This window comes from Bacteroides sp. 51 (assembly GCF_010500965.1).
GTDB lineage: Bacteria > Bacteroidota > Bacteroidia > Bacteroidales > Bacteroidaceae > Bacteroides.
In genome coordinates this window covers 66,587-90,865 of sequence record NZ_QVMI01000013.1, presented here as the reverse complement: position 1 = coordinate 90,865, position 24,279 = coordinate 66,587, and the positions used below count along the sequence as shown (strand labels likewise).

The following is a 24,279-nucleotide window of genomic DNA, read 5'->3' as shown; positions in this document are numbered from 1 at the left end:
ATTATTGAAACAAAGCAATTTTTTATTATGAAAGAGAAAATCTTGAGGAGGATGAATGCTAGCCGAATTGCGCTGTTGAGCTTATCCATGTTTATGTTGTTTTTGACTGGGTGTCAGGATAAAGATTATTCTGATCCAGATCGTAAACCTCCTGGTTATGTTGGAGATGATCCTTCTACATTAGATTTTTCCACTACTCAGAAGGTTGTTTTTGACTTGAACTATGATGTGCCGGATGGAACGGTATCAACCTTTCAGGCATATTCTGTGAATCCTTTTGAAAAGAAAGCTGATGGTTGGGAAATGCGTTCGGATTTGCAACCGATTACTGCTGGTATTTATGTTGCAGGTGGGGCAGAGATTGTTAGAACGTTGCCAAGTTATGTAACAGATGTATATCTGTATTCACCTGATCTCTTTGCACCGACTTTGATGCATGCAAAGATCAATGACCAAAGAGCTGTTTTTCAAGAGATCGACTTGGTGATAAGTCAGGAAGCTGCTGCTACCCGTACCTATGGAACGGCTGCTGTTGACCATTATTTAACTGGTAATAGATTGCAGGTAGTGAGAGAAGGGGCGAATACTTATTATAGACCCTATGATGAGTACATTATAAAAGAGGAATTTCCGGCCGCGGTTCGCAATTCAATAACCAAAGCTTTCCCGAATGGTCAGAAAGCTGATCCTAAATACTATACTGACGCTTCTTTTTATATAGCGCAAGATGGTGGCGATGGAAAAGGAGTTGAATTGTGGGTTTCTGTGATCGCTTCGGATGCGAAGTACCATAACTCGTTGGCATATTTTTGCTATGATGGTCCTAAAGAAGATCTGGCGAAGATGATGACGAATGATGCCAGAAAAGATCTTTATGTGATCAGTGTGTTCCAGTCTGCCAGAGTGAGCTTAACTGCATCGGGTGCATTAAAGCCGGGCGAATACGTGAAATTGAAATACTACAATAAAACTACCGGAGCACTGGAAGATAAGTTTCCGGTTGGTACAACTGTAGGTTGGGTGTTGGCTGCGGATGGTTTTACTTCAAAATCTGATGGTTATTATATTAAAGGTAGAACGGAAAGTTCCTGGTATTATTCTGTTCCTTCATGGCATTTTGAGTATAAGGGTAATAAGAACCATACTACTATATTCACTGCAAAAAATGGAGGTAATGAATATGTATGCTTCGGTTTTGAAGATGAAAACAACGATTCACAGGTGGGAGACGGAGATTGTAATGATGTAATGTTCCATGTTAAACTGAATCCGACAAATGCTATTGTTCCTCCTCCAGTGATTCCGGGAGAAGATAACGAAAGTGAGACAGAACAGGATGCCACTGAAAAAGGTTATCTGGCTTTTGAAGACAACTGGCCTCGTAAAGGAGACTATGATTTGAATGACGTAGTGGTGAAATACGAATCGACTATTAACTATGTGCAAAAAACCGAATCGGGTAAAGTTGGTGCACCTTACGTAAGAAAGGTTGTAGATAACTTCTCTTTGGTTCATGCGGGAGCCGATTTCGCTAACTCTTTTGGTTATAAAGTAGAAGTCAATCCTCAGCGGATAACTAAAGTTACGGTTGATGGTAATCAGGTTAATATCGTTCCTGATGGTAGTGGATTTTTGGTTGAACTTTGTCCAAATGTAAATGAGGTTATCAAGCCTTATGTGTACGGAACTACACCTAAAACATACAATGTAGTTATGGAGTTTAGTGAACAAGAAAATCTACGTATGACACAGGCTGAGTTTAACCAGGAGGGATTATTGGCTCCATACAATCCTTATATTTCGCCAAAAGACGGAGTTGAAGTACATTTACCAATGTATCGTCCTACTGCTAAGGCAACAACATCCTTGTTTGGAACAGATGATGATAGATCCGGTAATGGCTTGTGGTATGTGAGTGGAGAGAATAACAATTATCCGTTTGCTATTCATCTTTCAGGGGTAACCAGTTTTACAATTCCCGTCGAAGAACAGAGTATAGATAAAACCTATCCGAAATATAATAGTTGGGTGGAGAGTTATAAACATAGAGATAAAGATTGGTACCTATATCCTGTAGGTAACTAATTGATAAATAGTTGTGCATTACGGGCGCTATGACTGTGAAGTCGTAGCGCCTCTTTAGAATCTGTACCTGACTGACGCCCGGAACTCTCGTCCACGGATATTGATCCATGAAGTATAGCTTTCCGATGTACTGTACTGGGTATAGTTATATTGTTTCTTATTCAATAAGTTATTAGCTGCCAGGTCAATTTGCCAGGAACCGGATTTCCACCGCAGGGAAGCATCAATAAGAAAAGCATGAATGCTTTTCTCTCTGCTTATATCATTATAATAATGATCTGCGGTGAAACCAAGTTCAATTAATGTAAAGCTATAATAGAGATTTAGTTTTTGTACCACGTTCCATAAAGGATCTAATTTAGTGAATTGGCCAACGTAGCTCCCTCCATATCGGATTGAACTTTCATAATTAATATCCAGGGGCTTACAAGGATTCCAGTTTATTTTAGGTTCCAGTAATATATGCCTTGATTTATAAGGAAGTTGTTCTCCCTCACTTAATTGTTCTGCACGATATTCACTCAGTTGATAATTGAGAGACGCTTTCAATCGCCAATCGAAAATACCTTTGGATAATGTTCCGTTTAGTGTCCATCCGGTGGAAGATGTAGAAAGGTTACGGCTTGCAAGTATTATTTGCTCGTTTTGAAACAATCGCTCTTGAATATGGTTATACCATATCCGGCTATGACTCAGAGAAAGTGTAGCGAAGAATTCTTTGACTGTATTTTTGTATTCGGCATATAACGCATACAATTGTCGCCTTTGTATAGATAACGTGCCGCTTTTCCATATAACATAACGATAATCCGTATGATAGGGTGAGTTATAAAAGTCTGTAATACTACCCTGATTTTCCTGATAACCTCCATGAAAACGAAAGCGCCAGGCATAATTATAAGTATATAATAAGGATAAGGATGGGTTTACCGTGGGGCGGGAGTAATCTCCCAGGATAAATTGTGTCCAGCGTAGAGGAGCAGTAAATGTACCTTGCCATTTATTAAGGTTTGCCTGCCACATAGGATTGATATAAACGCTATATCCATTTTTAATATTACTGGTTTGGGTGGTAGCGCCACCTGTATAGCGTTGAGTGATATCTCCCTTTTTCTTTAAAAAAGAAAAAGAGTTATCTGTATAGAGATAATTAAGATTCATTTTCTGCTGTATTGCGTTTACATTAAGTTCTGAGGGAATATGGCTATACTGTATCAACGACCGAAGTTCCAGCGTATATCTTCCTTGATTCCACAAACTACGTAAATCATTCTTTAAACCTAATGTATTCGTTCTGACCTGCTGACGAAATGTATCATCATTGTAAAAGTCAATGATGCTCTTTTCCATGTTGCCAGTGGCCGAGAATTGATTGGTGAGATATTGGCTTGCGCCGTTGTTTTCAAAATTAAAACCAAGTTCGGCCTTATCGGACCGGATGCGGGTATGGCTTTCTTCTGTCATATATATCGTATCTTGTTCCTGGAAGTAACGGGTTTGGCTTCCTCGTTCCTGTTTGCGGTAATCATGTGTATATCCTGCATTTATACGTAATTGACCGGATTCGTTTACCTTATATAATCTGTTTGCTGATAGTGTGTGTACATTATTGAAAAGTAGACGTTCTGTTTTTAATGGAGCCGATAGGGAAGGCTGAGACAGGAACACAGGAATAGATGGCTTGCTTAATAGGTGGGAACCCTGACTGACAAGCATCATCTGTTCGGTTGTAGCATCATTGCCCATGTTGTTTCCTTTATAAATATAAACGGATTGGTTGTTTCGGCTGAGTTGCATGGCATTTAAATCTCCCATCCATAAAACATCATCAGCTGGATTGCCGGAAGAAGTTCCGGCTCCTCCGCTTAGGTATATCATCCATTTGTCCCGGAATTCGGGGCGGAGTTTCAGATTGATAGCCACATCTTCTACTTTTAGTTTATCTTTCAACATCTTGATGGGCTGATGATTATCTAGTACCTGTACCGTTTCTACCGATCTTGCCTGAAGGTTTTTGGTGATTTGATTGTAGCGCCCGTCTACCAGGTCCATGCCTTCAACATAGAACTTACTAATATCTTTCCCGTTGTAGGATATTTTGCCATGAGTGTCAATATCTACTCCGGGAAGTTTACTGATAACATCCTTTATGGATTCATCTGTGTTTCCTATGAATTGCGATACATCGTAATTTATGGTATCCTGCCTTCCCCACACCCGTCCGGGGCGTACAACCACTTCACGTAGGTTGAATACCTCAGTTTCTAATTTTATCCGCAGATTCTCACCGGGGCGGATAGCTTGCTTATGGGTTTTGTAGCCCAATAGGGATATTGCCACATAAAGCGAGTCTGTCTCTTTTCCTAAGGGGATAGAGAATCCTCCTTTGCTGTCTGTGAACGTATAGGCGATAAAGCGTTCATTACTGCCTTTAAGGAGTTTTACAGTGGCAGTCTCTATTGCTTGTTGGGTAGAGGCGTCGGTAACAACACCACGTAAAGCAGTTTCCTGAGCTTGTATACCCATTGTGATTAAAAGCAGTATGCCAAGGATACAGATAGTTTTGAGTATGAGGCCGGTAGGTTTCATAAATGTATGATGAGTCTGCAATTGTCTAACAGGTTAGTCTAACTCAATAGGATTATAGGGCATGTTTTTAGGGGCTTTTGCTTCGCGACCGCTTTCGTCGTGTATTTTGATTGTGACATTGGGTGCTGATGCCACGCTGTATCCCACCGGGTCGGCGGCAAATCGCTCGTACATTCTGTTCAGATTCTTACGCGATATGGGTTCATAATTGTTTTTACTGATCATGATCGGGTTGCTACCTCTGCTTTGGGTAATTCCTGTACATACAAAAGTATAGTGCTCGCGGCTGTCTTGTGCTTTCAATATAAGTCCGGGTAGCCCATTTAACTTCCAGGGGCCTTCGCTGCGTGGAATCTCCATCGTAAACCAGGCTTCATAGTCTCTCCCCTTGAAATGGCAGGTTGCCTTTCGGCAGGTATAAGATAAAATGGTTGCAGTATCCGGATGGATTTGCCATTTGGGAATTTCATTGTCTTCTTCACAAATGAAACGGTTCATGACCAGTTGATCCTGAAAAGTAACCTTTCCTGCCGGATAGTTTTTATAGATCTTGTAACTCACCTTAGCCGAGAATTGGGTTAAATGTTCGCGGATCATATCCATACTGGCTCCGGTAGCTTTGTCTACTTCGATAATGGAGTCGGTCAGGTATTTAGCGTAACTGTAATATACGGAAACCTGTCTGCCGACTTTGAGCATCATGGTTTCTTCCTGTAGCTTTTCGGGATTTAATGTGTCGGGCATGAATTTCGTTTCATACTGTACCGTAAATAAGGTATTGTCTATCGAATCGGCTTTGGTCACATCATTTGTATTTACGATGTTAATTACCATTTGCGCATTAGCAAAGCCTGCCAACAGAAGCAGAACTCCCAGTGTGGCCATGTTTTTAATGTTCAGTTTCATAATTTTTATTATTAAGATTTTCAGTAAATATATTGCAGGATGTTGATTGGTTGATCTTGATTATATTACTGAAATATTATCCGGTTTAAAAAACTCGGTGTATGGATTGCATTCTCGTGTGCGCGTATATATCTTTGTAGAAAATAGGATGAAAGATGGAGAAAAGGATTCGTTTGATCTGGGCCATATCTTTAGTATCGGCTCTCTTGCTGATATTCGTACAAGGATATTGGTTATTTAATCAGTACACCTATGTGGTGAATACTTACAGTGAGGAACTGGCTCAACAAATCCTGGAAGAGGCGGGTAAGGAATATGAGATACGTAAGGGGGATCAAAAGAACTCTTATACGTATATGGTAAATACAAATTCGGAATATACCGGGAATAGTAGTGGAGAGATACATAACCGGAACCAGATGAAGTTCTCGTTCTTAAGAGCCGATGAAGAGGAGGATTCAGTAAAATTCGGGCAAATGTCAATTGATTCGATTCGCCGATATATAAAGCAAGTTGCTTCTGCTCCTGACTCTTTGAATAATAACCCAATGGAGGATCATGCTTTAGACTCTGTGGCTCCCGAAAGTCTGAGGTTTTTTGCTAATTTAAATTTCTCGCAAACAGAAATATTCAGAAACATTGATCTGGCCATTGTGAATCATCAGAATCCTTTTAAGAAAGAACTGTTAGATTCTATTATAGCGGCAAAGTTTCCGGATTTGCAGTGGACAATAACCGATTGGGATAAAAATGACTCTCTATATACCTCGCGATGGGAGCATTCGGGAAGTGTTTTTAAACCTGGCATACGTATTTCCTACGCATATAGTCCTTTTCAATGTGAAGGTGCGTACATTTATGCAAAACTTCCTACGCAACCGGTATTTGAAAGAATGGCGGTACAATTGTTACTCGCTTTGGGCATAATCCTATTACTAATCGGTTGCCTTATATTCCAGATAAAGACTATACTGAAACAAAAGAAGGTAGGAGAGTTGAGGCAGAATTTTGTGAATACAATGATCCATGAACTTAAACGCCCTGTACAAACATTAAAAACCTTTGTGGCCTTTCTGGGAAATAAAGAATTGCGTACCGACGAGCAGGCTACGGAGGAGGTGATTCAGGATTCGATGTTCGAATTGGACAACTTGTCTGCTTACCTGAATAAACTCAAAGATATGGTACGGGCCGATAATGAAGATACGCCTCTGAGTCTGGTTCGTTTCGATCTTCGTGAATTGGCGGATAAAGTTATTCGCCTGACCCATATTCCGGCAGGCAAACAAGTTACATTTGCAACCCGTTTTGATATGGAATCTCCTCTTATAGAAGCCGACCCTATTCATCTGGCTAATGTATTAAGCAATCTGATAGAGAATGCCATCAAGTATTCCAATGCAGATGTCAGCATTGAAATAAAGGCTGCGTGCAAAGGTCGGGAGTTGTGGCTTACGGTAAGCGATAATGGCATCGGTATTCCTTTAGTAGAGCAGGATAGGGTGTTTGCCAAATTCTATCGGGGAAGCAATTTGCCCGATCAGAATATTCCCGGACTTGGTTTGGGGTTGAGTTATGTAAAACTAATCAGTGAAGCGCACCAGGGTCGGGTTTCTTTAGAAAGTATAATCGGGAAGGGTACTTTGATAACACTATGCATACCACAATGAAAACAGCATTGAAGATTTTATTTGCAGATGATGACCTGAAATATTCTATGGTTTTGAAGCGCTTTTTAGAGAAAGAGGGTTATGATGTTACTTATGCCGGAAATGGTGAGAAGGCCCTCGAACAGTTTCTGCAAATAAAACCCAACCTGGTTCTGTTGGATATTAATATGCCCGGATTGAATGGTTTTGAAGTGGCTGCCAAGATACGTGAGATAGATAAACATACGCTTATCTTCTTTCTGTCCGACCGTTCCGATAAAAACGACCGGTTGAAGGGGTTTAGTTTGAAGGGAAATGATTATCTGGCTAAGCCTTTTTATCCGGAAGAGCTTCTGGCACGCATCAAAGAGCGTTTTGAACTTAGTTCCCAGGAAAGTGTACAGGAAGAGATTTATACCTTTGGTAGTACGGTATTTAACTTCAATACCAATGAACTTCGTTCGGGCAACAACAAGAGCCTGATCACCTCGCGACAGGCGGAGATTCTGCGTATCCTGGCTATTAATCTGAATACAACCGTGCATCGTGATCAGATACTTCAGGCCATCTGGGGAGACTCTTCATATGCTAATTCGCTGGCGCTCAACGTGCAGATAACCTATCTGAGAAGAGCAATCCATATGGACGCTACCGTGCATATCACTTCTATACCCCGAAAAGGATATATGTTGGAAAGCTGCTGAACTTTTTTCCATATGAGATGTTTATAGAGTAAATAGGAAATTATTAAACTCTAAACATAAAGATTATGGAAACAAAAACAGATGTAAAGCAGACTGCTGCTTCAGTAAAAGAAATTGGTGAATTTTTTGGTAAAATGTATGCTTACAATAACAGCCTGAAACTATACCACTGGCATGTAACAGGTAAGGGAAGTTATGCTGAACATATGGCTTTAGACCAAGCCTTAGATGATTTGGCCGATGCATTGGATAGAATCGTAGAAACATCTTACGCTTTATACGGCGATATTAAGGTTGTTATTCCTGAAACCCCAGTTCCGGCAAACATCGTTGAACACTCAGAAAAGTTCTTCAAATACGTTGATTACCAAAGAGATTTGTTCAAAGAAAACTTTACTGCTGCTATTCTTGATGATTATCAGGAAGCAATACAACAGTTATTGTACCGTCTGAAAAGATTAAGCTAATCAGGCGATTGAAACAAACCAAAGGAGAGGCTGTCCAAAGGTCAATGATTTACCATTACCTCTGGACAGCTTCTTTTTTTGTATCTCCCTGTATGATTCCGGAAAGGTTGCGGCTGCGCTGTTTACACTTAACACTTAGCCTGGCTGAACAGTAGCCGTCGCTAGTTTTCACTTATTTCGTATAAGAGATGAAGAATAGCGCTGTTTTTCGCAAAGAACAGCGCTATTCTTCGTGAAAAACAGCGCTATTCTTCCAGCGCTATAACGTTCAAGTGTTGCAACTATAGCGCACAAGTGCTAATATTATAACGCGCGCGTATTAATTATATACGCATTGCGTGCAGACTATTTATTTATAGCCTACAGAGAAGATATCAACATTAAAATCTCAGGGAATTAAATATGTGCAGAATTTAAACGCGGCTTGCCGCATCTGGCCGCCCCGCCTCGGGGCCGGGGCCATAAAAAAAGGGATCACGCCTGACCCCAACCTTTGTTAACCTTAAATCTAATACTATGAAAAACACATTGCAAAGATACGCGCTTTAATTAAAATAGCAAATTATGCAAGCAGGAAAATGTGTTTCATAACATAGATTAACTATATTGTCCATTTTTCTTTCAGTATATCTTCTAATTTTAACAATTCGTCGCGATATTGAGCAGCTTCGATGAATTCGAGCTTTTTGGCCGCCTCCTGCATCAGTTTCCGGGTCCGTTCTATACTCTTTTCCAATTGCGCTTTGCTCATATATTGTACCACAGGGTCTGCCGCTATATTGCTTGATTCCGGTTCCACATATGCCGAATGTTTGTTTTCCTCGAAAGGACTGTCCGTTTTGAATACAGCCAGGTTGCGTGCTTTCTTGATCTGTTGCGGAGTGATTCCGTTTGCTTCATTGTAGGCCAGCTGTTTTTCTCTCCGGCGGTTTGTTTCATCAATGGTAAGTCGCATACTTTCCGTAATTTTATCGGCATACATAATTACCATACCGTTAATATTTCTGGCGGCACGTCCCGCAGTTTGAGTGAGCGAGCGGTGGGAGCGAAGGAAACCCTCTTTATCCGCATCCAGAATAGCTACAAGAGAAACCTCCGGCAAATCGAGTCCCTCACGAAGTAAGTTAACCCCGATGAGCACATCGAACACTCCCTGGCGGAGATCATCCATGATTTTTACCCTTTCCAACGTATCAACATCACTGTGAATATAGTTGCAGCGTACGTTGTGGTGGAGCAGATACTCTGTTAACTCCTCGGCCATGCGTTTCGTTAGTGTAGTTACCAGTACACGCTCTTCCTTTTCAACCCTGAGTTGAATTTCCTCCATCAAATCGTCAATCTGGTTAAGGCTTGGGCGGACTTCTATAATCGGGTCCAGCAGTCCCGTAGGACGGATAACCTGTTCTACTATAATGCCTTCGGATTGTACCAATTCATATTCTGCGGGAGTTGCACTGACATAAATTGTCTGACGCGTCATACCTTCAAACTCCTCAAACGTAAGCGGACGATTATCCATTGCCGCAGGCAAGCGGAAGCCATATTCCACCAGATTCTTTTTTCGTGCCCGGTCGCCGCCGTACATCGCCCGTATTTGCGGAACACTAACGTGACTCTCATCAATAACCATCAGGAAATCTTCGGGAAAGAAATCCAGCAGACAATAAGGGCGCGTTCCCGGTTCACGTCCATCAAAGTAACGGGAATAGTTCTCAATTCCCGAACAATGCCCCAATTCGCGTAGCATTTCCATATCATAAGTCACCCGTTCGTGGAGCCTTTTGGCCTCATAAGGTTTACCTTCAGATTCAAAGTAAGCCACCTGTTTGGTCAAATCGTCCTCTATCTGGTGAATAGCACGTATGGTAGCCTCTTTCGTGGTCATGAATAAATTGGCGGGGTATATCTTATACGAGTCAAACCTTCCAATCGTATAATTACTGATCGGATCTACCTCTTCAATCGTTTCCACCTCATCTCCCCAAAAGATGATGCGCAGAATGTGATCGGAGTAAGCCAGCGAAATGTCCACCGTATCTCCTTTTACCCGGAAATTACCGCGATTCAAATCAATGTCGTTACGCACATATAAACTATCCACCAATCGGCGTAGAAAAACATTGCGGCTAATCGTCTTTCCTTGCTGTACCTCTATTACATTATTATAGAAGTCGGCCGGGTTACCCATACCATATATACAGGAAACGGAAGACACCACCACCACATCCTGCCGTCCCGATAATAGGGCCGAAGTAGCTGCCAGGCGTAGTTTATCTATTTCATCATTAATCGCCAGGTCTTTTTCTATATATGTATCACTGCCCGGCAGGTAAGCCTCCGGTTGATAATAATCGTAATAAGAAACGTAATATTCTACCGCATTATTCGGAAAGAAACCCTTGAACTCACTGTACAACTGCGCAGCAAGTGTTTTATTGTGACTCAATATCAATGTCGGCTTATTGATATTCTTAATTACATTGGCTATTGTGAAGGTCTTTCCCGATCCGGTTACTCCTAACAACGTTTGTGCAGGAGTGCCTTGCAGCACGCCCTCTGTTAGTTGTGCAATGGCTTCCGGCTGGTCTCCTGTGGGCGAATAAGCAGATGTTAATTCAAAATCCATTTGGCTATAGGGCATAAAATTCAAAAGAACTGCTAAGATAATACATTTAAATATTTCAGCTTATAGTTTTCGGGTTTTTTGAAAAAAAATGCTTTACTTTGCTGACTTTATGTAAAATGAGTAACCGTATTTTGTTGCAAAATATAAGAAAAGATGATTTGGAATGAAAATATTGAGTGCATGGATCGGGAGAGCCTGCGCAAGATTCAAAGTATTCGATTGAAGAAAATAGTAGAGCACGTGTATCATAACACACCATTCTACCGTAAGAAAATGCAGGAGTTGGGCATTACACCCGATGATATTAACGATATTGATGATATCGTGAAATTGCCTTTCACTACGAAGAGTGATCTGCGCGATAACTATCCTTTTGGACTGTGCGCTGTTCCAATGAGCCAGATTGTCCGTATTCACGCTTCCTCCGGTACTACAGGCAAACCTACCGTGGTGGGATATACCCGCAAAGACCTGTCTGCATGGACAGAATGCCTGTCGCGCTGCTTTTCGGCCTATGGCGCCAGTAATTCCGATTTCTTCCAGGTTGCTTATGGTTATGGACTGTTCACCGGTGGATTGGGGGCGCATTATGGTGCTGAGAATATCGGGGCTTCCGTCATTCCAATGTCCAGCGGCAATACAGAAAAGCAAATTACCCTGATGCACGATTTTGGTGCAACCGTACTTTGTTGTACACCTTCTTATGCTTTATTCATGGCCGATGCCATTAAAGACTCGGGTATTTCGCGCGATGAACTGAAACTAAAGATCGGTGTCTTTGGTGCAGAACCCTGGACAGAGAATATGCGCAAGGAAATTGAAGAAAAACTAGGCATTAAAGCATATGACATTTACGGATTGAGCGAAATTGCCGGGCCCGGTGTCGGTTATGAATGTGAATGTCAGGACGGTACCCATCTCAATGAAGATCATTTCTATCCTGAAATCGTAGATCCGTTAACCATGCAACAAATGGAACCCGGACAAACCGGCGAACTTGTATTTACCCATCTGACTAAAGAAGGTATGCCCTTGTTGCGCTACCGCACCAAAGACCTTACAGCTCTGCATCAAGAAAAGTGTAAATGCGGACGCACTCTGGTACGTATGGATCGCATCTTGGGTAGAAGTGATGATATGCTGATTATTCGCGGTGTGAACGTATTCCCAAGCCAGTTCGAATCTGTTATTCTCGAAATGGAAGAGTTTGAACCACATTATCTTTTGACCGTTGATCGCGTAAATAATACCGACCGCATGGAGTTGAAAGTAGAAGTGCGTCCCGACTACTATTCGGATGAGATAAACAAGATGTTAGCGCTTAAAAAGAAACTGGTTGGCCGTTTGCAAAGCGTGCTTGGGCTTGGAGTAGATGTCAAACTTGTAGAGCCTCGCAGCATTGAGCGTAGTATCGGCAAAGCTAAGCGCGTAATTGATAATAGAAAACTTTAATTATTATGAATGAAGGGCTGGATTTTAAAGAAAAATCTCTATCTTTCCCAATAATTAGAAAGTATAATTCATAATTTTAAATTCAAAATTAATATGATAGCAAAGCAGCTTTCCATCTTTTTGGAAAATAATACAGGCCGTTTGACAGAAGTAACTGAAGTTTTAGCGAAAGAAGATATCAATCTATCTGCTCTTTGTATCGCTGAAAATGCAGATTTTGGGATCTTACGCGGTATCGTTTCCGATCCGGACAAAGCTTATGATGTACTGAAGAAGAATCATTTTGCTGTAAATGTTACCAATGTTGTGGGTATTAACTGTCCTAATGTTCCCGGAGCATTGGCTAAGGTATTGAATTATCTGTCGGAAGCAGGCGTATTCATCGAATATATGTATTCTTTTGCCAACAACAATTCGGCCAATGTAATTATCCGCCCAAGCAATCTGGAGAAATGTATCGAGGTGCTGACCGAGAAAAAAGTAGAATTGCTTGCAGCCAGCGATCTATACAAGCTTTAATGCATAAGGTTTACCGTATTTAGACACAGGAACAAAAGAACACATACCTCGTGGAAACGGGGAAAAATGTGTTTCTTTTGTTCTTTTGTCTATAGAAAACCCACTTTTGTCTATAGAATACTAACTTTCAATTTTATTAACTTGGTTAATTGAAGCTGAATCAGTAACTTTGCGCAATTATTATAAAGGTATGAAGAAAAATCTTTTTGTAATTTTATTAGCAGCGCTCGTTTTATCCTCGTGTGGAGAGTACAATAAAGTGCTGAAGAGTACTGATTATGAGTACAAATACGAAGCTGCTAAAAACTATTTCGCTAAAGGGCAATATGGACGTGCCGCAACTCTTTTGAATGAGTTGATCACTATTTTGAAAGGTACGGATAAAGCCGAGGAATCACTTTATATGTTGGGCATGAGCTATTATAATCAAAAAGATTATTCTACTGCTGCGCAAACCTTTATGACGTATTACAACACGTATCCACGTGGTACATATACCGAACTTTCCCGTTTCCACTCAGGTAAAGCGTTGTATCTGGATAGCCCGGAAGCCCGTTTGGATCAATCCGGAACATACCTGGCTGTTCGTGAACTTCAAATGTTTATGGAATACTTTCCACAGAGCTTGAAGAAGTCAGAAGCACAGGAGATGATTTTTGCCTTGCAGGATAAGTTGGTTCGTAAAGAACTCTACTCATCCAGGTTGTACTACAATTTAGGCAACTACATGGGAAATAACTATTTATCTTGTGTAATCACAGCGCAAAATGCATTAAAGGATTACCCATACACAGTGTATCGTGAAGAACTTTCTATCTTGATTCTTCGTGCTAAATATGAAATGGCAATAAATAGTATCGAAGAAAGACAAGATGAACGTTATCGGGATACGATTGATGAATATTATGCTTTCAAAAACGAATTTCCGGAAAGTAAATTCCTGAAAGAGGCTGAAAAGATATTCAAGGAATCAAGTGATAAAGTAACTACTCAAGAAGACTAAAATAGATATTAATTTATGGACTACAGAAAAACGAATGCTCCAAGCAACACCGTTACCCGTGATATGATGGAATTGTGTGCAGATACAGGTAATGTGTACGAAACAGTTTCTATCATTGGCAAACGCTCCAACCAGATCAGTGTAGAAATGAAAAGTGATCTATCTAAAAAACTACAGGAATTCGCTTCTTATAACGATAACCTGGAAGAAACATTTGAAAACAGAGAACAGATCGAAATATCCCGTTATTACGAAAAACTTCCAAAGGCAACGTTGATTGCTGCTCAGGAATATATCGAGGGAAAGGTTTACTATAGAAATCCGGCTAAGGAAAAAGAAAAACTACAGTAATATGATTCAGCGTATTCAAACTGTCTATCTTTTGCTAGTCGTTGGTTTGCTGATCGCCAGTATGTGTTTGCCACTGGGCTATTTTACAGATGCGGAGGCAGTTACATATACATTTAGTCCTTTAGGTATTAGTGCAGGCGATGTATTTCAATCATCGTGGGGACTTTTTGCAATTTTATTGCTGAGTTCTATTATTGCTGTTGCTACTATCTTTTTATACAAAAATAGAATGTTGCAAATTAGAATGACGATCTTCAATACCATATTGCTGATTGGCTACTATCTTGCGTTTATTGCATTTTATTTTGTATTAAAGGGCGATCTGGAAGCTTCATTCCAGATCAACTGGGCATTATGCTTACCGCTAGTCGCCATCATTCTGAATTACCTGGCTATTCGTGCCATCGGACGCGATGAAGTACTAGTCAAAGCCGCCGACCGCCTACGCTAACGGCAAGGGCAGCGAGGCGCTGCACCCAAGTTTCCCATGCGGGTGGCAAGGTTCCACGGTCAGGTTTTAAAACAAAAGATACACCCCGAAGTGGTAACTTATTTCAGCCCCAGGTAAAGCGAAGCGACACCTGGGGTTTTGAGTATAATTACATACCGGCGCCCCGAAGGGCAACTCAATGATAATTAATCGATAGATTTAATGAAAGATATTCTTGCAATCGCTCAGCAAAATCAGAAGCGGGCTTGGGAAATAATCAAAGAAACCGATATGATGGCTATTTGGCATAGTATTGGTGCGGAGATAAATCTTGTTGGTTCATTGAAATCAGGATTGCTGATGAACAATCTCGATATAGACTTTCATATATACTCTGATCCTGTGATAGTAAGCGATAGCTTTTTGGTCATAGCTCGACTGTCTGAGAATCCGGCTGTGAAGCACATTGAATATACTAATCTTCTTGATACTGAGGAAGCATGCCTTGAGTGGCATGTTAGGTACGAAGATAAACAAGGGGATATATGGAAATTTGATTTAATCCATATTCAAAAAGGATCTGCCTTTGATGGTTATATGGAGCAAGTTACCCAAAGGGTAATGGATGTTCTTACCCCGGAAACCCGACTTGCGATATTACAAATAAAATATGATATTCCTGAAACAGATCAGGTGATGGGAATAGAAATCTACCGTGCCGTACTGGAAGGAAACGTACGCAGTTATAGTGAGTTCCAAGAATGGCGAAAGAATAACCCGGTGGTAGGTGTTTTGAAATGGATGCCCGTTATTTCTTAGCTTGTTTACTCTTTGAGGAATAGTTTCCTTTTCTCTTCGTTCCACCACTACTTTTGCGGAATCCACCGCTTCTTTTATACTTATTTTCTGAAGGTTTGTATTCCGGAGCTTCTCCCAATTCTTCCGGAAGTGGAATTTTATATATATCCTTTCCAAGGAAGGTTTCTATATTCTTGAAATTGGTCTGCTCTTTTTCGCTAACAAATGTAATAGCTACTCCATCATTGTTGGCGCGTGCTGTACGTCCGATTCGGTGTACATAATCTTCACTGTCATGGGGTACATCGTAATTTACCACCAAGCGTATGTCGTCGATGTCAATGCCTCTGGATACAATATCCGTGGCTACCAGAATATTGATTCTTCCCGCTTTGAATTCCCGCATGATATGTTCTCGTTGCGATTGATCCAGGTCTGAGTGCATTTCGCCGATATTCAGTTTCATCATTTTTAGCGAGCGGGCTACTTCTTTAACCTTTATCTTTGACGATGCAAATATAATTACCCGTTCTGGTACTTCATCTATAAAAAGAGATTGAATTATTCCCAGCTTTTGGCGTTCATAACATATATATGCTGCTTGAATGATTTTTTCTGCGGGTTTGGAAACTGCCAACTTCACTTCTGCCGGATTCTTTAGAATCTTCTTTGCCATTTGTTGGATTTTGGTCGGCATAGTTGCAGAAAACATAATAACCTGGCATGTTTCCGGGAAATGCTTGAAGATTTGCATAATGTCGTCATAGAATCCCATGTCCAACATACGGTCGGCTTCATCGAGAATGAAGAAAGACACTTTGGATAGATCAACGTATCCTAGGCTCAGGTGTGATATTAATCGCCCCGGAGTAGCAATAACTACGTCGGCTCCCAGTGTTAACCCTTTCTTTTGTTGCTCAAACAGGACACCATCGCTTCCGCCATATACGGGTACACTGGATACTGGCACGAAATAAGAGAAGCCTTCCATCTGTTGGTCAATTTGTTGAGCCAACTCACGGGTGGGAGACATAACGACACAATTGATTGCATCTGCGGGATAATTTCCCGTACTGAGCTTATCTAATATAGGTAATAGGAAAGCAGCGGTTTTCCCCGTTCCGGTTTGTGCTACCGCAATTAGGTCACGTCCTTCCAGTATAATTGGTATGGCTTGTTCCTGAATGGGAGTACACTCATCAAATCTCATTGCATCCAATGCATCCAGTACACTATCTTGTAGCTTTAATTCAGAAAACTTCATTCTATATTTAAATTTTACGCAAAGATACGTGTAAAATATCAATTTCTGTCTTCTGTAGGTATATTATTATTTTAGACGCGGATTACATGGATTGTTCTTTGCAATCTGTGTAATCCGCGTCTAATAATAAATCCGTCAAACTGCGGCTTGCCGCCATTGGGTGCAGCGCCTCGCTGCCTAAAGTTTTCCGCGTTCGTCGAGGTAGGAGTCTTTGAATCCGAGGAAGTATAGTACGCCATCCAGTCCGATGGTGTTGATAGATTGTTTGGCGTTTGCTACAACTTTGGGCTTGGCGTGGAATGCAATGCCCAGTCCGGCAATGCCCAGCATGGGTAGGTCGTTTGCTCCGTCGCCTACTGCAATGGTTTGTGCGATATCTACTTTTTCTACTTGTGCGATGAGCCGGAGGAGTTCGGCTTTTCTTTTGCCGTCTACCACATCGCCCAGATAATTTCCGGTCAGCTTTCCATCCACGATTTCCAGTTCATTGGCATATACATAGTCGATGCCGTATTTATCTTGTAGGTATCGACCGAAATAGGTGAATCCTCCGGAGAGAATCGCGATTTTATATCCGTACTTCTTTAATACATACATCAATCGGTCAACGCCTTCGGTTATGGGTAAACTTTCGGCAATTTCTTTCATAACAGATTCGTCCAGTCCTTTCAGTAAAGCTACCCGTTCGCGGAAACTTTCTGTAAAGTCGATTTCTCCGCGCATGGCGCGTTCTGTGATCTCTTTTACCTGTTCTCCTACACCTGCGCGGATGGCCAATTCATCAATAACCTCCGTTTCGATGAGTGTAGAGTCCATATCAAAGCAGATTAGCCGGCGCATGCGGCGATACATATTATCGAGTTGAAAAGAGAAGTCCATTTCCAGTTTGCTTGCCAGTACCATGAGTTGCTCTTGCATTCCGATTCTGTCTTTCGGGGTTCCGCGTACCGAGAATTCGATGCATGCACGTATATTTGCTTTTTCTTCATCTAGTGGCATACGTCCCGTCAGGCGTTTGATGGCATCAATGTTCATGCTTTGTTCTGCCAGGATGTGGGTAACAGCCGATATTTGTTTGGCAGATAACTTGCGTCCTAGTAAGGTTAATATATAGCGGTTTTTTCCTTGCATATTAACCCAGTTCTCGTATTCTTCTACCGAAGTGGGAGAGAAGTGGATGGTTACCCCAAGTTCGGATGCTTTGAATAGTAATTCTTTCATAACAAATCCTGACCTTCGTTCTTCTGTTTTACACAAGATTCCCAGCGATAATGTGTTATGAATATCGGCTTGCCCAATGTCGAGAATCGTGGTATCATATTTTGCCAGAATCTCTGTGATGGATGCTGTAAGTCCCGGACGATCTTCGCCTGTGATGCGAATTAAAATAAGTTCGGTATTCGATGAATTGTGCATACTTGAGGTTGTTTTAATTTCTGTGTAAATATAGCGAAAACCGAATACAGAGCCAAACTTGTTTGGGCTATGTTAAGGTGCTTCGTATATTCTGCAAAAGTAAGTAAAAAGCCTGTCTTTATGCTAAATAACATAAAATATTACTTGTAATAATTGAGAAATTTACATGTTTATTTGGTTTGTATTGGTATTTGTGCTTAACTTTGCACCCGGTTTCTGAAAGGAAAGCCTTGAATATCAGTAGATTTTAATTTATTGATGCTTTTCAAAAAGCAGAGTCCGGGAGAAACCCTGGTTTACGGACCAGCCCGGATAGTATTAACCAAAACCGAATTACATGAGACATGTAAAATGGATTTTTGTTGTATTACTCATTAGTTCCTTGACTTCTTTCGTCGCAAAAGACAAACCCACCGGAGGGTTGAACCTGGGTGATGTAGCCCCTGATTTTAAAATCAAAACTATATCTAACGAGCAAACCGTAGACCTTGATGAATTGAAAGGTGAATATGTTTTGCTAAGTTTCTGGGCAAGTTACGATGCGCAATCCCGGATGCTCAACGCTGGTTTGAGCAATGCGCTTCAGTCAACTACCTATGACAATGTGAAAATGGTTTCCGTATCGTTTGATGAATATCAGTCGATTTTTGCTGAAACCATTCGTAAGGACCAAATAGTTACGCCCACTTGTTTCGTGGAAACCAAGGGCGAGAAATCCGGTTTGTTCAAGAAGTATAACCTAAACCGCGGATTTACTAACTATTTATTGGATGATAATGGTGTAATTATAGCCAAAAACATCTCTGCAACCGAGCTTTCGGATTATCTTAACTAATACAGTGCGTATGATAAGATCATACGAAAGTAAGGCATTCCCTTCCCACTGAATATGTAGGGACTGGAATTGAATAAAGAGGAAAGAATACAACAAATGATCCCGTTTGCACATTCGTGTAGGCGGGATTTTTTTTGTGGCAAGGTGCCGCTCCAGGTTTAGAAAAGTAGATCGTTAGCGAATAGAGCACTGTCTTAATGAAGTTCAGCCAGTAGTTCAATCTCCCTCAAGCAGTAGGGCAATGTCCTTCATTCAGTGGATCAATCTGATTCATCCAGTACATCAGTTGGATTTACCTACTACATCGACCAGATTGATCCAGTACATCAACCAGATTCATCCAGTGCATCAGGCAGATTGGTCCAGTGCATCAGCTCGGCTCAGGCACTGGATCAACATCACTGAGACAGTGCGTCATTTCTTAGCGAAACTTTCTATTTAGGAGCTTTTGTATAAAGGTAAACGGCAATCAGCGCATAGAGTAGGTTAGGAACCCATACCGCTACCACCGGTGGCATACTGCCGCTTATGGCAAAGGTAGAAGATACAGTCTGGAAGAGAATGAATGAGAAGCTGAGTGCCAGACCGATACCGAGGTGCAGTCCCATTCCTCCTTTTACTTTGCGCGATGAGAGCGACAGACCAATGGCCGTCAGGATAAAGGACGCAAATGAGGCGGCAATACGCCGGTGATACTCAATCTCAAATTCCTTGATATTGGCGAATCCACGTCTTTTTTGTTGGTCTATATAAGTACTAAGCTGTGGACTGGTAAGCATTTCCTGTTGATTACGGGCAATGAGGAAGTCGCTGGGTTCCATCTTGATGATTGTATCCAGTTTATCTCCCCGGGTGATGGTTTCTTTCAGCCCGCCCATTTCGCGAATGGTATAATCTTTGAGTGTCCATTTATAAGTAGAGGTCGTATCGTAGGTGATGCTACGTGCAGTCAGGTGCGATACAAGTTCTTTATCCACAAACTTATCCAACGAGAAGTTATTCCCCGATTTACGATAATCATAATAATTACCCATATAAGCAATAACGCCAGAGTCTACTTCGAGTTGAATATTCTTTGCAGTGGTCGTTTTTCGGGGTTTATAATATTTATCCTCAAAAGCCAGGCGCGTAACACTACCTTGCGGAATGATATACGATCCCAGAAAGAAAGTAACTATTGCGATTACTGCTGCCGAAATCATATAAGGACGCATCAACCGCTTGAAACTCATACCGGTTGAGAACATGGCTATGATTTCTGAGTTCTCGGCAAGCTTCGAGGTGAAAAATATTACAGCAATAAATACAAACAGCGGACTGAACAGATTGGCAAAGTAAGGAACGAAGTTAAGATAATAGTCAAATATAATAGCCGACCATGGCGCATTGTTGTTCGCAAACTTGTCCATCTTCTCGTTGTAGTCGAACACTACAGCGATAGATATGATCAAGGCTATGGCAAACACGTATGTTCCCAGAAACTTCTTAATAATATACCAGTCAAGCCGTTTTAGTATTTTGCCCATAGTTTTTGTTATAATCTTGTGGATAGTTTCTTTACCATCATCGGTTTCCAGGTAGAAAAGTCACCTTCGATAATGTGTTTTCTGGCTTCACCCACCAGCCATAGATAAAACGCCAGGTTATGAATTGAGGCGATTTGCATGGCAAGCAGTTCTTGCGCGTGGAACAAGTGGCGCAGATAAGCTTTGGTGTATAGTGTATCTACAACCGAAGCTCCGTCCTCTTCAATAGGAGAGAAGTCCATTTCCCACTTCTTGTTTTTCATGTTCATGATGCCCTCTTTCGTAAAGAGCATACCATTCCGTCCATTACGGGTAGGCATAACACAGTCGAACATATCAACTCCTCTTTCGATGCCTTCGAGTATATTGACCGGTGTGCCGACTCCCATCAAGTAACGTGGTTTGTCTTTGGGAAGTATAGCATTAACCAGTTCGATCATCTCATACATCTTATCAACCGGTTCGCCCACAGCCAGTCCGCCAATCGCATTGCCATCTGCATTCTTAGAAGCAATATATTCTGCCGAACGTTGACGAAGATCGGGGTATACGCAACCCTGCACAATAGGGAACAAGGATTGGCTATACCCGTACTTTGGCTCCGTTTCATTAAAACGATGAATGCATCTGTCCAGCCAACGGTGTGTAAGCTCCATAGACTTCTTGGCGTATGCATAATCCGAATCGCCCGGAGGACACTCGTCGAAAGCCATCATAATATCGGCGCCAATGATACGTTCAATGTCCATCACTTTCTCTGGCGTAAACAAGTGTTTGCTTCCGTCGATATGCGAACGGAATTCGGCACCTTCTTCTTTTAGTTTACGTATGCCGGACAGCGAGAACACCTGAAAGCCACCGCTATCGGTAAGCATAGGACGGTCAAAGCCGTTGAACTTATGCAGTCCACCGGCTTTTTCTATTACTTCCAATCCCGGACGTAAATATAAATGGTACGTATTTCCAAGAATAATCTGGGCGTTGATATCCTCTTTCAGCTCCGTCTGGTGGACTCCTTTAACAGAGCCCAGTGTCCCAACAGGCATGAAGATAGGGGTTTGGATCTGACCATGATCAGTAGTCAGCAATCCTGCCCGCGCGTTACTCTTGGAGTCACTGTATTGTAGTTCAAATGTCATTTCTTGTCTTCGGCCTTTTTTACAGTCAGGTCAATTGCATCTGCCACCTTTTCCTTGGTCAGCGCAATAGCGAATACTTCTTTAATATCATTTACGTAATGAAACTTCAACCCTTTCAGATATATAGCTTCTATTTCGTTGATGTTCTTTTCATTCTCAGCACTCAGAATAATTTCTTTGATGCCGGCACGTTTGGCTGCAAGAATCTTTTCCTTGATGCCGCCCACGGGAAGTACTTTACCACGAAGGGTGATCTCGCCTGTCATAGCCAGGTTAGCCTTTACCTTACGTTGGGTCAGGGCCGAAGCCAATGACGTGGCCATAGTAATACCTGCCGAAGGACCATCCTTTGGAATAGCTCCTTCAGGAACGTGGATATGGATGTTCCAGTTATCGAAGATCTCTTCATTCAGTTCCAAAACTGAAGCATGTGATTTGATATACTCAAGCGCCAACATAGCCGATTCTTTCATCACATCACCCAGATTACCCGTCAACGTGAGTTTGCCGACTTTACCTTTGCTTAAACTGGTTTCAACAAAAAGAATTTCTCCACCTACGGCAGTCCAGGCAAGTCCGGTCACTACGCCGGCATATTCATTGCCCTGATATTTATCGCGGCTATATTCCGGTGCACCAAGGAAATTATATAAATCAGTTGGTTTGATTTCACTTTTAAGGAAATATCCGTCTGTAGCATATTGACGAGCACTTTTGCGTAGAATCTTACCGATTTTCTTTTCCAATTCACGCACACCGCTTTCACGGGTATAGTCCTCAACGATAGCCTCGAGCGTATCCTTTGGTATCTTGATATTGTTCTTCTTCAATCCGTTAGCTTCCAGCGCCTTTGGAACAAGGTGACGACGAGCGATTTCTACTTTCTCTTCTGTAATGTAGCCACTAATTTCAATCATCTCCATACGGTCCAATAGTGGGGCAGGAATAGAATTCAGATTGTTTGCCGTAGCGATGAACATCACTTTCGACAGATCGTAATCCACATCAAGGAAGTTATCGTGGAACGTATTGTTCTGTTCCGGGTCGAGTACTTCTAACAATGCCGAAGAAGGATCGCCTTTATGATCGGAACCCAATTTATCAATTTCGTCCAATATGAATACCGGATTAGAAGAGCCAGCCTTGATCAGGTTCTTAATAACGCGTCCCGGCATCGCACCGATGTATGTCCTACGGTGACCGCGAATTTCCGCTTCATCATGAACACCACCCAATGACATACGAATGTATTTGCGTTTCAAAGCAGAAGCGATGGATCGTCCAAGCGAAGTTTTACCCACTCCCGGAGGGCCATACAAACAGATGATGGGCGATTTCATGTCATCCTTCAACTTTAATACGGCAAGATGCTCAAGTATACGCTCTTTTACCTTCTCCAATCCGTAATGGTCTTTGTTCAAAGTCTTTTCGGCCTGGGTCAGGTTCAGATTATCTACGGTATATATCCCCCAGGGCAATCCGAGCATGGTTTGCAGATAGTTGAGCTGTATACTGTAATCGGGTGACTGAGGATGAGTGCGTTCTAGTTTAGCTACTTCTTTATCAAAAGTAGTAGCAACCTCAAACGGCCATTTCATAGCCCGGGCTTTCTTACGCAACTCTTCAATTTCCTGGTCTTGCGTATTCCCACCCAGCTCTTCCTGAATATTCTTGATTTGTTGTTGCAAGAAGTATTCCCGTTGTTGCTGATCAATATCTTCGCGGGCACGCATCTGGATACTTGCTTTCAATTCCATGAGTTGCACTTCGCGGTTCAGGATTTCCAGCAAACGGAAAGTACGGTCCCTTAACGAGTCCATGTTGATCAACTCTATCTTTTCTTCTAGCTTAAGCGGAAGATTAGTACAGATAAAATTGATCAAAAACATTGGGTTACTGATGTTCTTGATAGCAAAAACGGAATCCTGGTGCATCATCTCGGATGCTTTGACATAACGTATAGTCAAGTCTTTGCAGGTATCTACAAGGGCTGCATATTCTTTATCAGTCTTTGGCGGAACATCGTCATCAAGAAGCTTTACCTCGCCTTTCAGGAAGGGGCGTAGTTGACCAATTTCCAGCAACTCAGTGCGTCTTATTCCCTGAAGAATGGCTGTAGTGGTGCGATCGGGCATTTGCAGTATCTTAACTACTTTGGCAATTACACCAATCGGATAGAGATCCTGTTTCGTCGGTTGCTCTATTCTGGCTTCTTTCTGACAGAATACCGCAATAAAGCTTTTATTTTTCTCGGCGTCCTTAACTACTTTCATAGATGATCTCCGTCCTACAGTGATAGGGAGGAAAACGCCTGGAAATAGCATCATGTTTCTGAGCGGTAGAATAGGAATATTCCCATCTATGTCTACCTTTATATCGAAAAGTTGTTCTTCGTTTCCTTCAAAATCGGCAATTAGTGAGAAAGTGCTATCGTTTTGTTCTTCGAAATCTTTTTCGTCCTCAGACATGTAATTGTCTCTTCTCATGTGCATTTATTATTTAGTGCTGGTTTGCTTT

General features: G+C 41.6%; 19 protein-coding genes. 11 read left to right on the top strand and 8 right to left on the bottom strand.

Going from position 1 to position 24,279, the window contains the following annotated elements; genetic code table 11:
• The first annotated feature begins 27 nt into the window (after positions 1-27).
• The gene (locus D0T87_RS11645) at positions 28-2,085 is read left to right on the top strand and encodes an LruC domain-containing protein (protein ID WP_163175305.1); all 2,058 of its coding nucleotides are present in this window, start codon (positions 28-30) and stop codon (positions 2,083-2,085) included.
• A gap of 54 nt (positions 2,086-2,139) precedes the next feature.
• Here D0T87_RS11645 and D0T87_RS11640 read toward each other — a convergent pair whose 3' ends face one another.
• Together D0T87_RS11640 and D0T87_RS11635 are read right to left on the bottom strand one after the other, a co-directional pair.
• Positions 2,140-4,611, bottom strand: coding sequence for a carboxypeptidase-like regulatory domain-containing protein (locus D0T87_RS11640; protein ID WP_239063629.1), 2,472 nt, complete (start codon positions 4,609-4,611; stop codon positions 2,140-2,142).
• A 96-nt stretch (positions 4,612-4,707) separates the two neighbouring features.
• The gene (locus D0T87_RS11635; protein ID WP_163175303.1) at positions 4,708-5,580 is read right to left on the bottom strand and encodes a GLPGLI family protein; all 873 of its coding nucleotides are present in this window, start codon (positions 5,578-5,580) and stop codon (positions 4,708-4,710) included.
• A 155-nt stretch (positions 5,581-5,735) separates the two neighbouring features.
• Here D0T87_RS11635 and D0T87_RS11630 point away from each other — a divergent pair, with 155 nt between their 5' ends.
• The 3 genes from D0T87_RS11630 (at position 5,736) to D0T87_RS11620 (ending at position 8,400) form a co-directional block, all read left to right on the top strand.
• Entirely contained in the window at positions 5,736-7,250 is a 1,515-nt protein-coding gene (locus tag D0T87_RS11630) for a sensor histidine kinase KdpD (RefSeq protein ID WP_163175302.1), read from the top strand.
• A complete protein-coding gene (locus D0T87_RS11625; RefSeq protein ID WP_163175301.1) occupies positions 7,247-7,933 on the top strand; it encodes a response regulator transcription factor in 687 nt (228 codons plus the stop codon). Before D0T87_RS11630 ends, D0T87_RS11625 begins: the two co-directional genes overlap by 4 nt.
• Before the next feature lie 65 nt (positions 7,934-7,998).
• A complete protein-coding gene (locus D0T87_RS11620; protein WP_163175300.1) occupies positions 7,999-8,400 on the top strand; it encodes a DUF5856 family protein in 402 nt (133 codons plus the stop codon).
• Positions 8,401-9,001: 601 nt separating this feature from the next.
• Here the strand turns inward: D0T87_RS11620 and uvrB are convergent.
• Positions 9,002-11,029, bottom strand: a complete 2,028-nt coding sequence (gene uvrB / locus D0T87_RS11615; RefSeq protein WP_163175299.1) for an excinuclease ABC subunit UvrB — start codon at positions 11,027-11,029, stop codon at positions 9,002-9,004.
• Between the two features lie 153 nt (positions 11,030-11,182).
• Between uvrB and D0T87_RS11610 the strand changes: the two genes are divergently transcribed.
• From D0T87_RS11610 to D0T87_RS11585, 6 genes are all read left to right on the top strand, one after another.
• Positions 11,183-12,481 carry a phenylacetate--CoA ligase family protein gene (locus D0T87_RS11610; RefSeq protein WP_163175298.1) on the top strand — a complete coding sequence of 433 codons (1,299 nt, stop codon included), beginning with the start codon at positions 11,183-11,185 and terminating at the stop codon, positions 12,479-12,481.
• A gap of 93 nt (positions 12,482-12,574) precedes the next feature.
• Positions 12,575-13,000, top strand: coding sequence for an amino acid-binding protein (locus tag D0T87_RS11605; RefSeq protein ID WP_163175297.1), 426 nt, complete (start codon positions 12,575-12,577; stop codon positions 12,998-13,000).
• A gap of 190 nt (positions 13,001-13,190) precedes the next feature.
• Positions 13,191-14,003 carry an outer membrane protein assembly factor BamD gene (locus tag D0T87_RS11600; protein ID WP_163175296.1) on the top strand — a complete coding sequence of 271 codons (813 nt, stop codon included), beginning with the start codon at positions 13,191-13,193 and terminating at the stop codon, positions 14,001-14,003.
• A 15-nt stretch (positions 14,004-14,018) separates the two neighbouring features.
• The gene (locus D0T87_RS11595; protein WP_163175295.1) at positions 14,019-14,354 is read left to right on the top strand and encodes a DNA-directed RNA polymerase subunit omega; all 336 of its coding nucleotides are present in this window, start codon (positions 14,019-14,021) and stop codon (positions 14,352-14,354) included.
• 1 nt (position 14,355) lies between these two features.
• On the top strand, positions 14,356-14,805 hold the full coding sequence (locus D0T87_RS11590; protein ID WP_163175294.1) for a DUF4293 domain-containing protein: 450 nt from the start codon (positions 14,356-14,358) through the stop codon (positions 14,803-14,805).
• A gap of 201 nt (positions 14,806-15,006) precedes the next feature.
• Entirely contained in the window at positions 15,007-15,603 is a 597-nt protein-coding gene (locus D0T87_RS11585; protein ID WP_163175293.1) for a phosphoglycerate mutase family protein, read from the top strand.
• Here the strand turns inward: D0T87_RS11585 and D0T87_RS11580 are convergent.
• Together D0T87_RS11580 and serB are read right to left on the bottom strand one after the other, a co-directional pair.
• On the bottom strand, positions 15,593-16,846 hold the full coding sequence (locus tag D0T87_RS11580) for a DEAD/DEAH box helicase (protein ID WP_163175292.1): 1,254 nt from the start codon (positions 16,844-16,846) through the stop codon (positions 15,593-15,595). The two genes, D0T87_RS11585 and D0T87_RS11580, sit on opposite strands and share 11 nt — an antisense overlap.
• Before the next feature lie 177 nt (positions 16,847-17,023).
• Complete coding sequence (gene serB, locus D0T87_RS11575; protein WP_163175291.1) at positions 17,024-18,262, bottom strand: phosphoserine phosphatase SerB; 1,239 nt, start codon at positions 18,260-18,262, stop codon at positions 17,024-17,026.
• 337 nt (positions 18,263-18,599) lie between these two features.
• Here serB and D0T87_RS11570 point away from each other — a divergent pair, with 337 nt between their 5' ends.
• Positions 18,600-19,097 carry a thioredoxin-like domain-containing protein gene (locus D0T87_RS11570; protein ID WP_163175290.1) on the top strand — a complete coding sequence of 166 codons (498 nt, stop codon included), beginning with the start codon at positions 18,600-18,602 and terminating at the stop codon, positions 19,095-19,097.
• Positions 19,098-19,531: 434 nt separating this feature from the next.
• Here the strand turns inward: D0T87_RS11570 and D0T87_RS11565 are convergent, their stop codons facing one another.
• The 3 genes from D0T87_RS11565 to lon are packed head-to-tail and all read right to left on the bottom strand — an operon-like array spanning position 19,532 to position 24,248.
• On the bottom strand, positions 19,532-20,623 hold the full coding sequence (locus D0T87_RS11565) for an LptF/LptG family permease (protein ID WP_163175289.1): 1,092 nt from the start codon (positions 20,621-20,623) through the stop codon (positions 19,532-19,534).
• An 8-nt stretch (positions 20,624-20,631) separates the two neighbouring features.
• Positions 20,632-21,762 carry a tRNA guanosine(34) transglycosylase Tgt gene (gene tgt / locus D0T87_RS11560; RefSeq protein ID WP_163175288.1) on the bottom strand — a complete coding sequence of 377 codons (1,131 nt, stop codon included), beginning with the start codon at positions 21,760-21,762 and terminating at the stop codon, positions 20,632-20,634.
• The gene (lon, locus tag D0T87_RS11555) at positions 21,759-24,248 is read right to left on the bottom strand and encodes an endopeptidase La (RefSeq protein WP_163175287.1); all 2,490 of its coding nucleotides are present in this window, start codon (positions 24,246-24,248) and stop codon (positions 21,759-21,761) included. The genes tgt and lon overlap by 4 nt, the downstream gene beginning before the upstream one ends.
• Between the last annotated feature and the right edge of the window lie 31 nt (positions 24,249-24,279).

Excerpts from the sequence above, each read along its gene's own strand:
- D0T87_RS11625 (WP_163175301.1), top strand. The coding sequence starts at position 7,247 with ATGAAAACAGCATTGAAGATTTTATTTGCAGATGATGACCTGAAATAT.
- lon (WP_163175287.1), bottom strand. The coding sequence starts at position 24,248 with ATGAGAAGAGACAATTACATGTCTGAGGACGAAAAAGATTTCGAAGAA.
- serB (WP_163175291.1), bottom strand. The coding sequence starts at position 18,262 with ATGCACAATTCATCGAATACCGAACTTATTTTAATTCGCATCACAGGC.
- D0T87_RS11595 (WP_163175295.1), top strand. The coding sequence starts at position 14,019 with ATGGACTACAGAAAAACGAATGCTCCAAGCAACACCGTTACCCGTGAT.
- D0T87_RS11610 (WP_163175298.1), top strand. The coding sequence starts at position 11,183 with ATGATTTGGAATGAAAATATTGAGTGCATGGATCGGGAGAGCCTGCGC.
- D0T87_RS11565 (WP_163175289.1), bottom strand. The coding sequence starts at position 20,623 with ATGGGCAAAATACTAAAACGGCTTGACTGGTATATTATTAAGAAGTTT.
- D0T87_RS11570 (WP_163175290.1), top strand. The coding sequence starts at position 18,600 with ATGAGACATGTAAAATGGATTTTTGTTGTATTACTCATTAGTTCCTTG.
- D0T87_RS11645 (WP_163175305.1), top strand. The coding sequence starts at position 28 with ATGAAAGAGAAAATCTTGAGGAGGATGAATGCTAGCCGAATTGCGCTG.
- tgt (WP_163175288.1), bottom strand. The coding sequence starts at position 21,762 with ATGACATTTGAACTACAATACAGTGACTCCAAGAGTAACGCGCGGGCA.
- D0T87_RS11640 (WP_239063629.1), bottom strand. The coding sequence starts at position 4,611 with ATGGGTATACAAGCTCAGGAAACTGCTTTACGTGGTGTTGTTACCGAC.
- D0T87_RS11580 (WP_163175292.1), bottom strand. The coding sequence starts at position 16,846 with ATGAAGTTTTCTGAATTAAAGCTACAAGATAGTGTACTGGATGCATTG.
- D0T87_RS11635 (WP_163175303.1), bottom strand. The coding sequence starts at position 5,580 with ATGAAACTGAACATTAAAAACATGGCCACACTGGGAGTTCTGCTTCTG.
- D0T87_RS11600 (WP_163175296.1), top strand. The coding sequence starts at position 13,191 with ATGAAGAAAAATCTTTTTGTAATTTTATTAGCAGCGCTCGTTTTATCC.
- D0T87_RS11605 (WP_163175297.1), top strand. The coding sequence starts at position 12,575 with ATGATAGCAAAGCAGCTTTCCATCTTTTTGGAAAATAATACAGGCCGT.
- D0T87_RS11630 (WP_163175302.1), top strand. The coding sequence starts at position 5,736 with ATGGAGAAAAGGATTCGTTTGATCTGGGCCATATCTTTAGTATCGGCT.
- D0T87_RS11590 (WP_163175294.1), top strand. The coding sequence starts at position 14,356 with ATGATTCAGCGTATTCAAACTGTCTATCTTTTGCTAGTCGTTGGTTTG.
- uvrB (WP_163175299.1), bottom strand. The coding sequence starts at position 11,029 with ATGGATTTTGAATTAACATCTGCTTATTCGCCCACAGGAGACCAGCCG.
- D0T87_RS11620 (WP_163175300.1), top strand. The coding sequence starts at position 7,999 with ATGGAAACAAAAACAGATGTAAAGCAGACTGCTGCTTCAGTAAAAGAA.
- D0T87_RS11585 (WP_163175293.1), top strand. The coding sequence starts at position 15,007 with ATGAAAGATATTCTTGCAATCGCTCAGCAAAATCAGAAGCGGGCTTGG.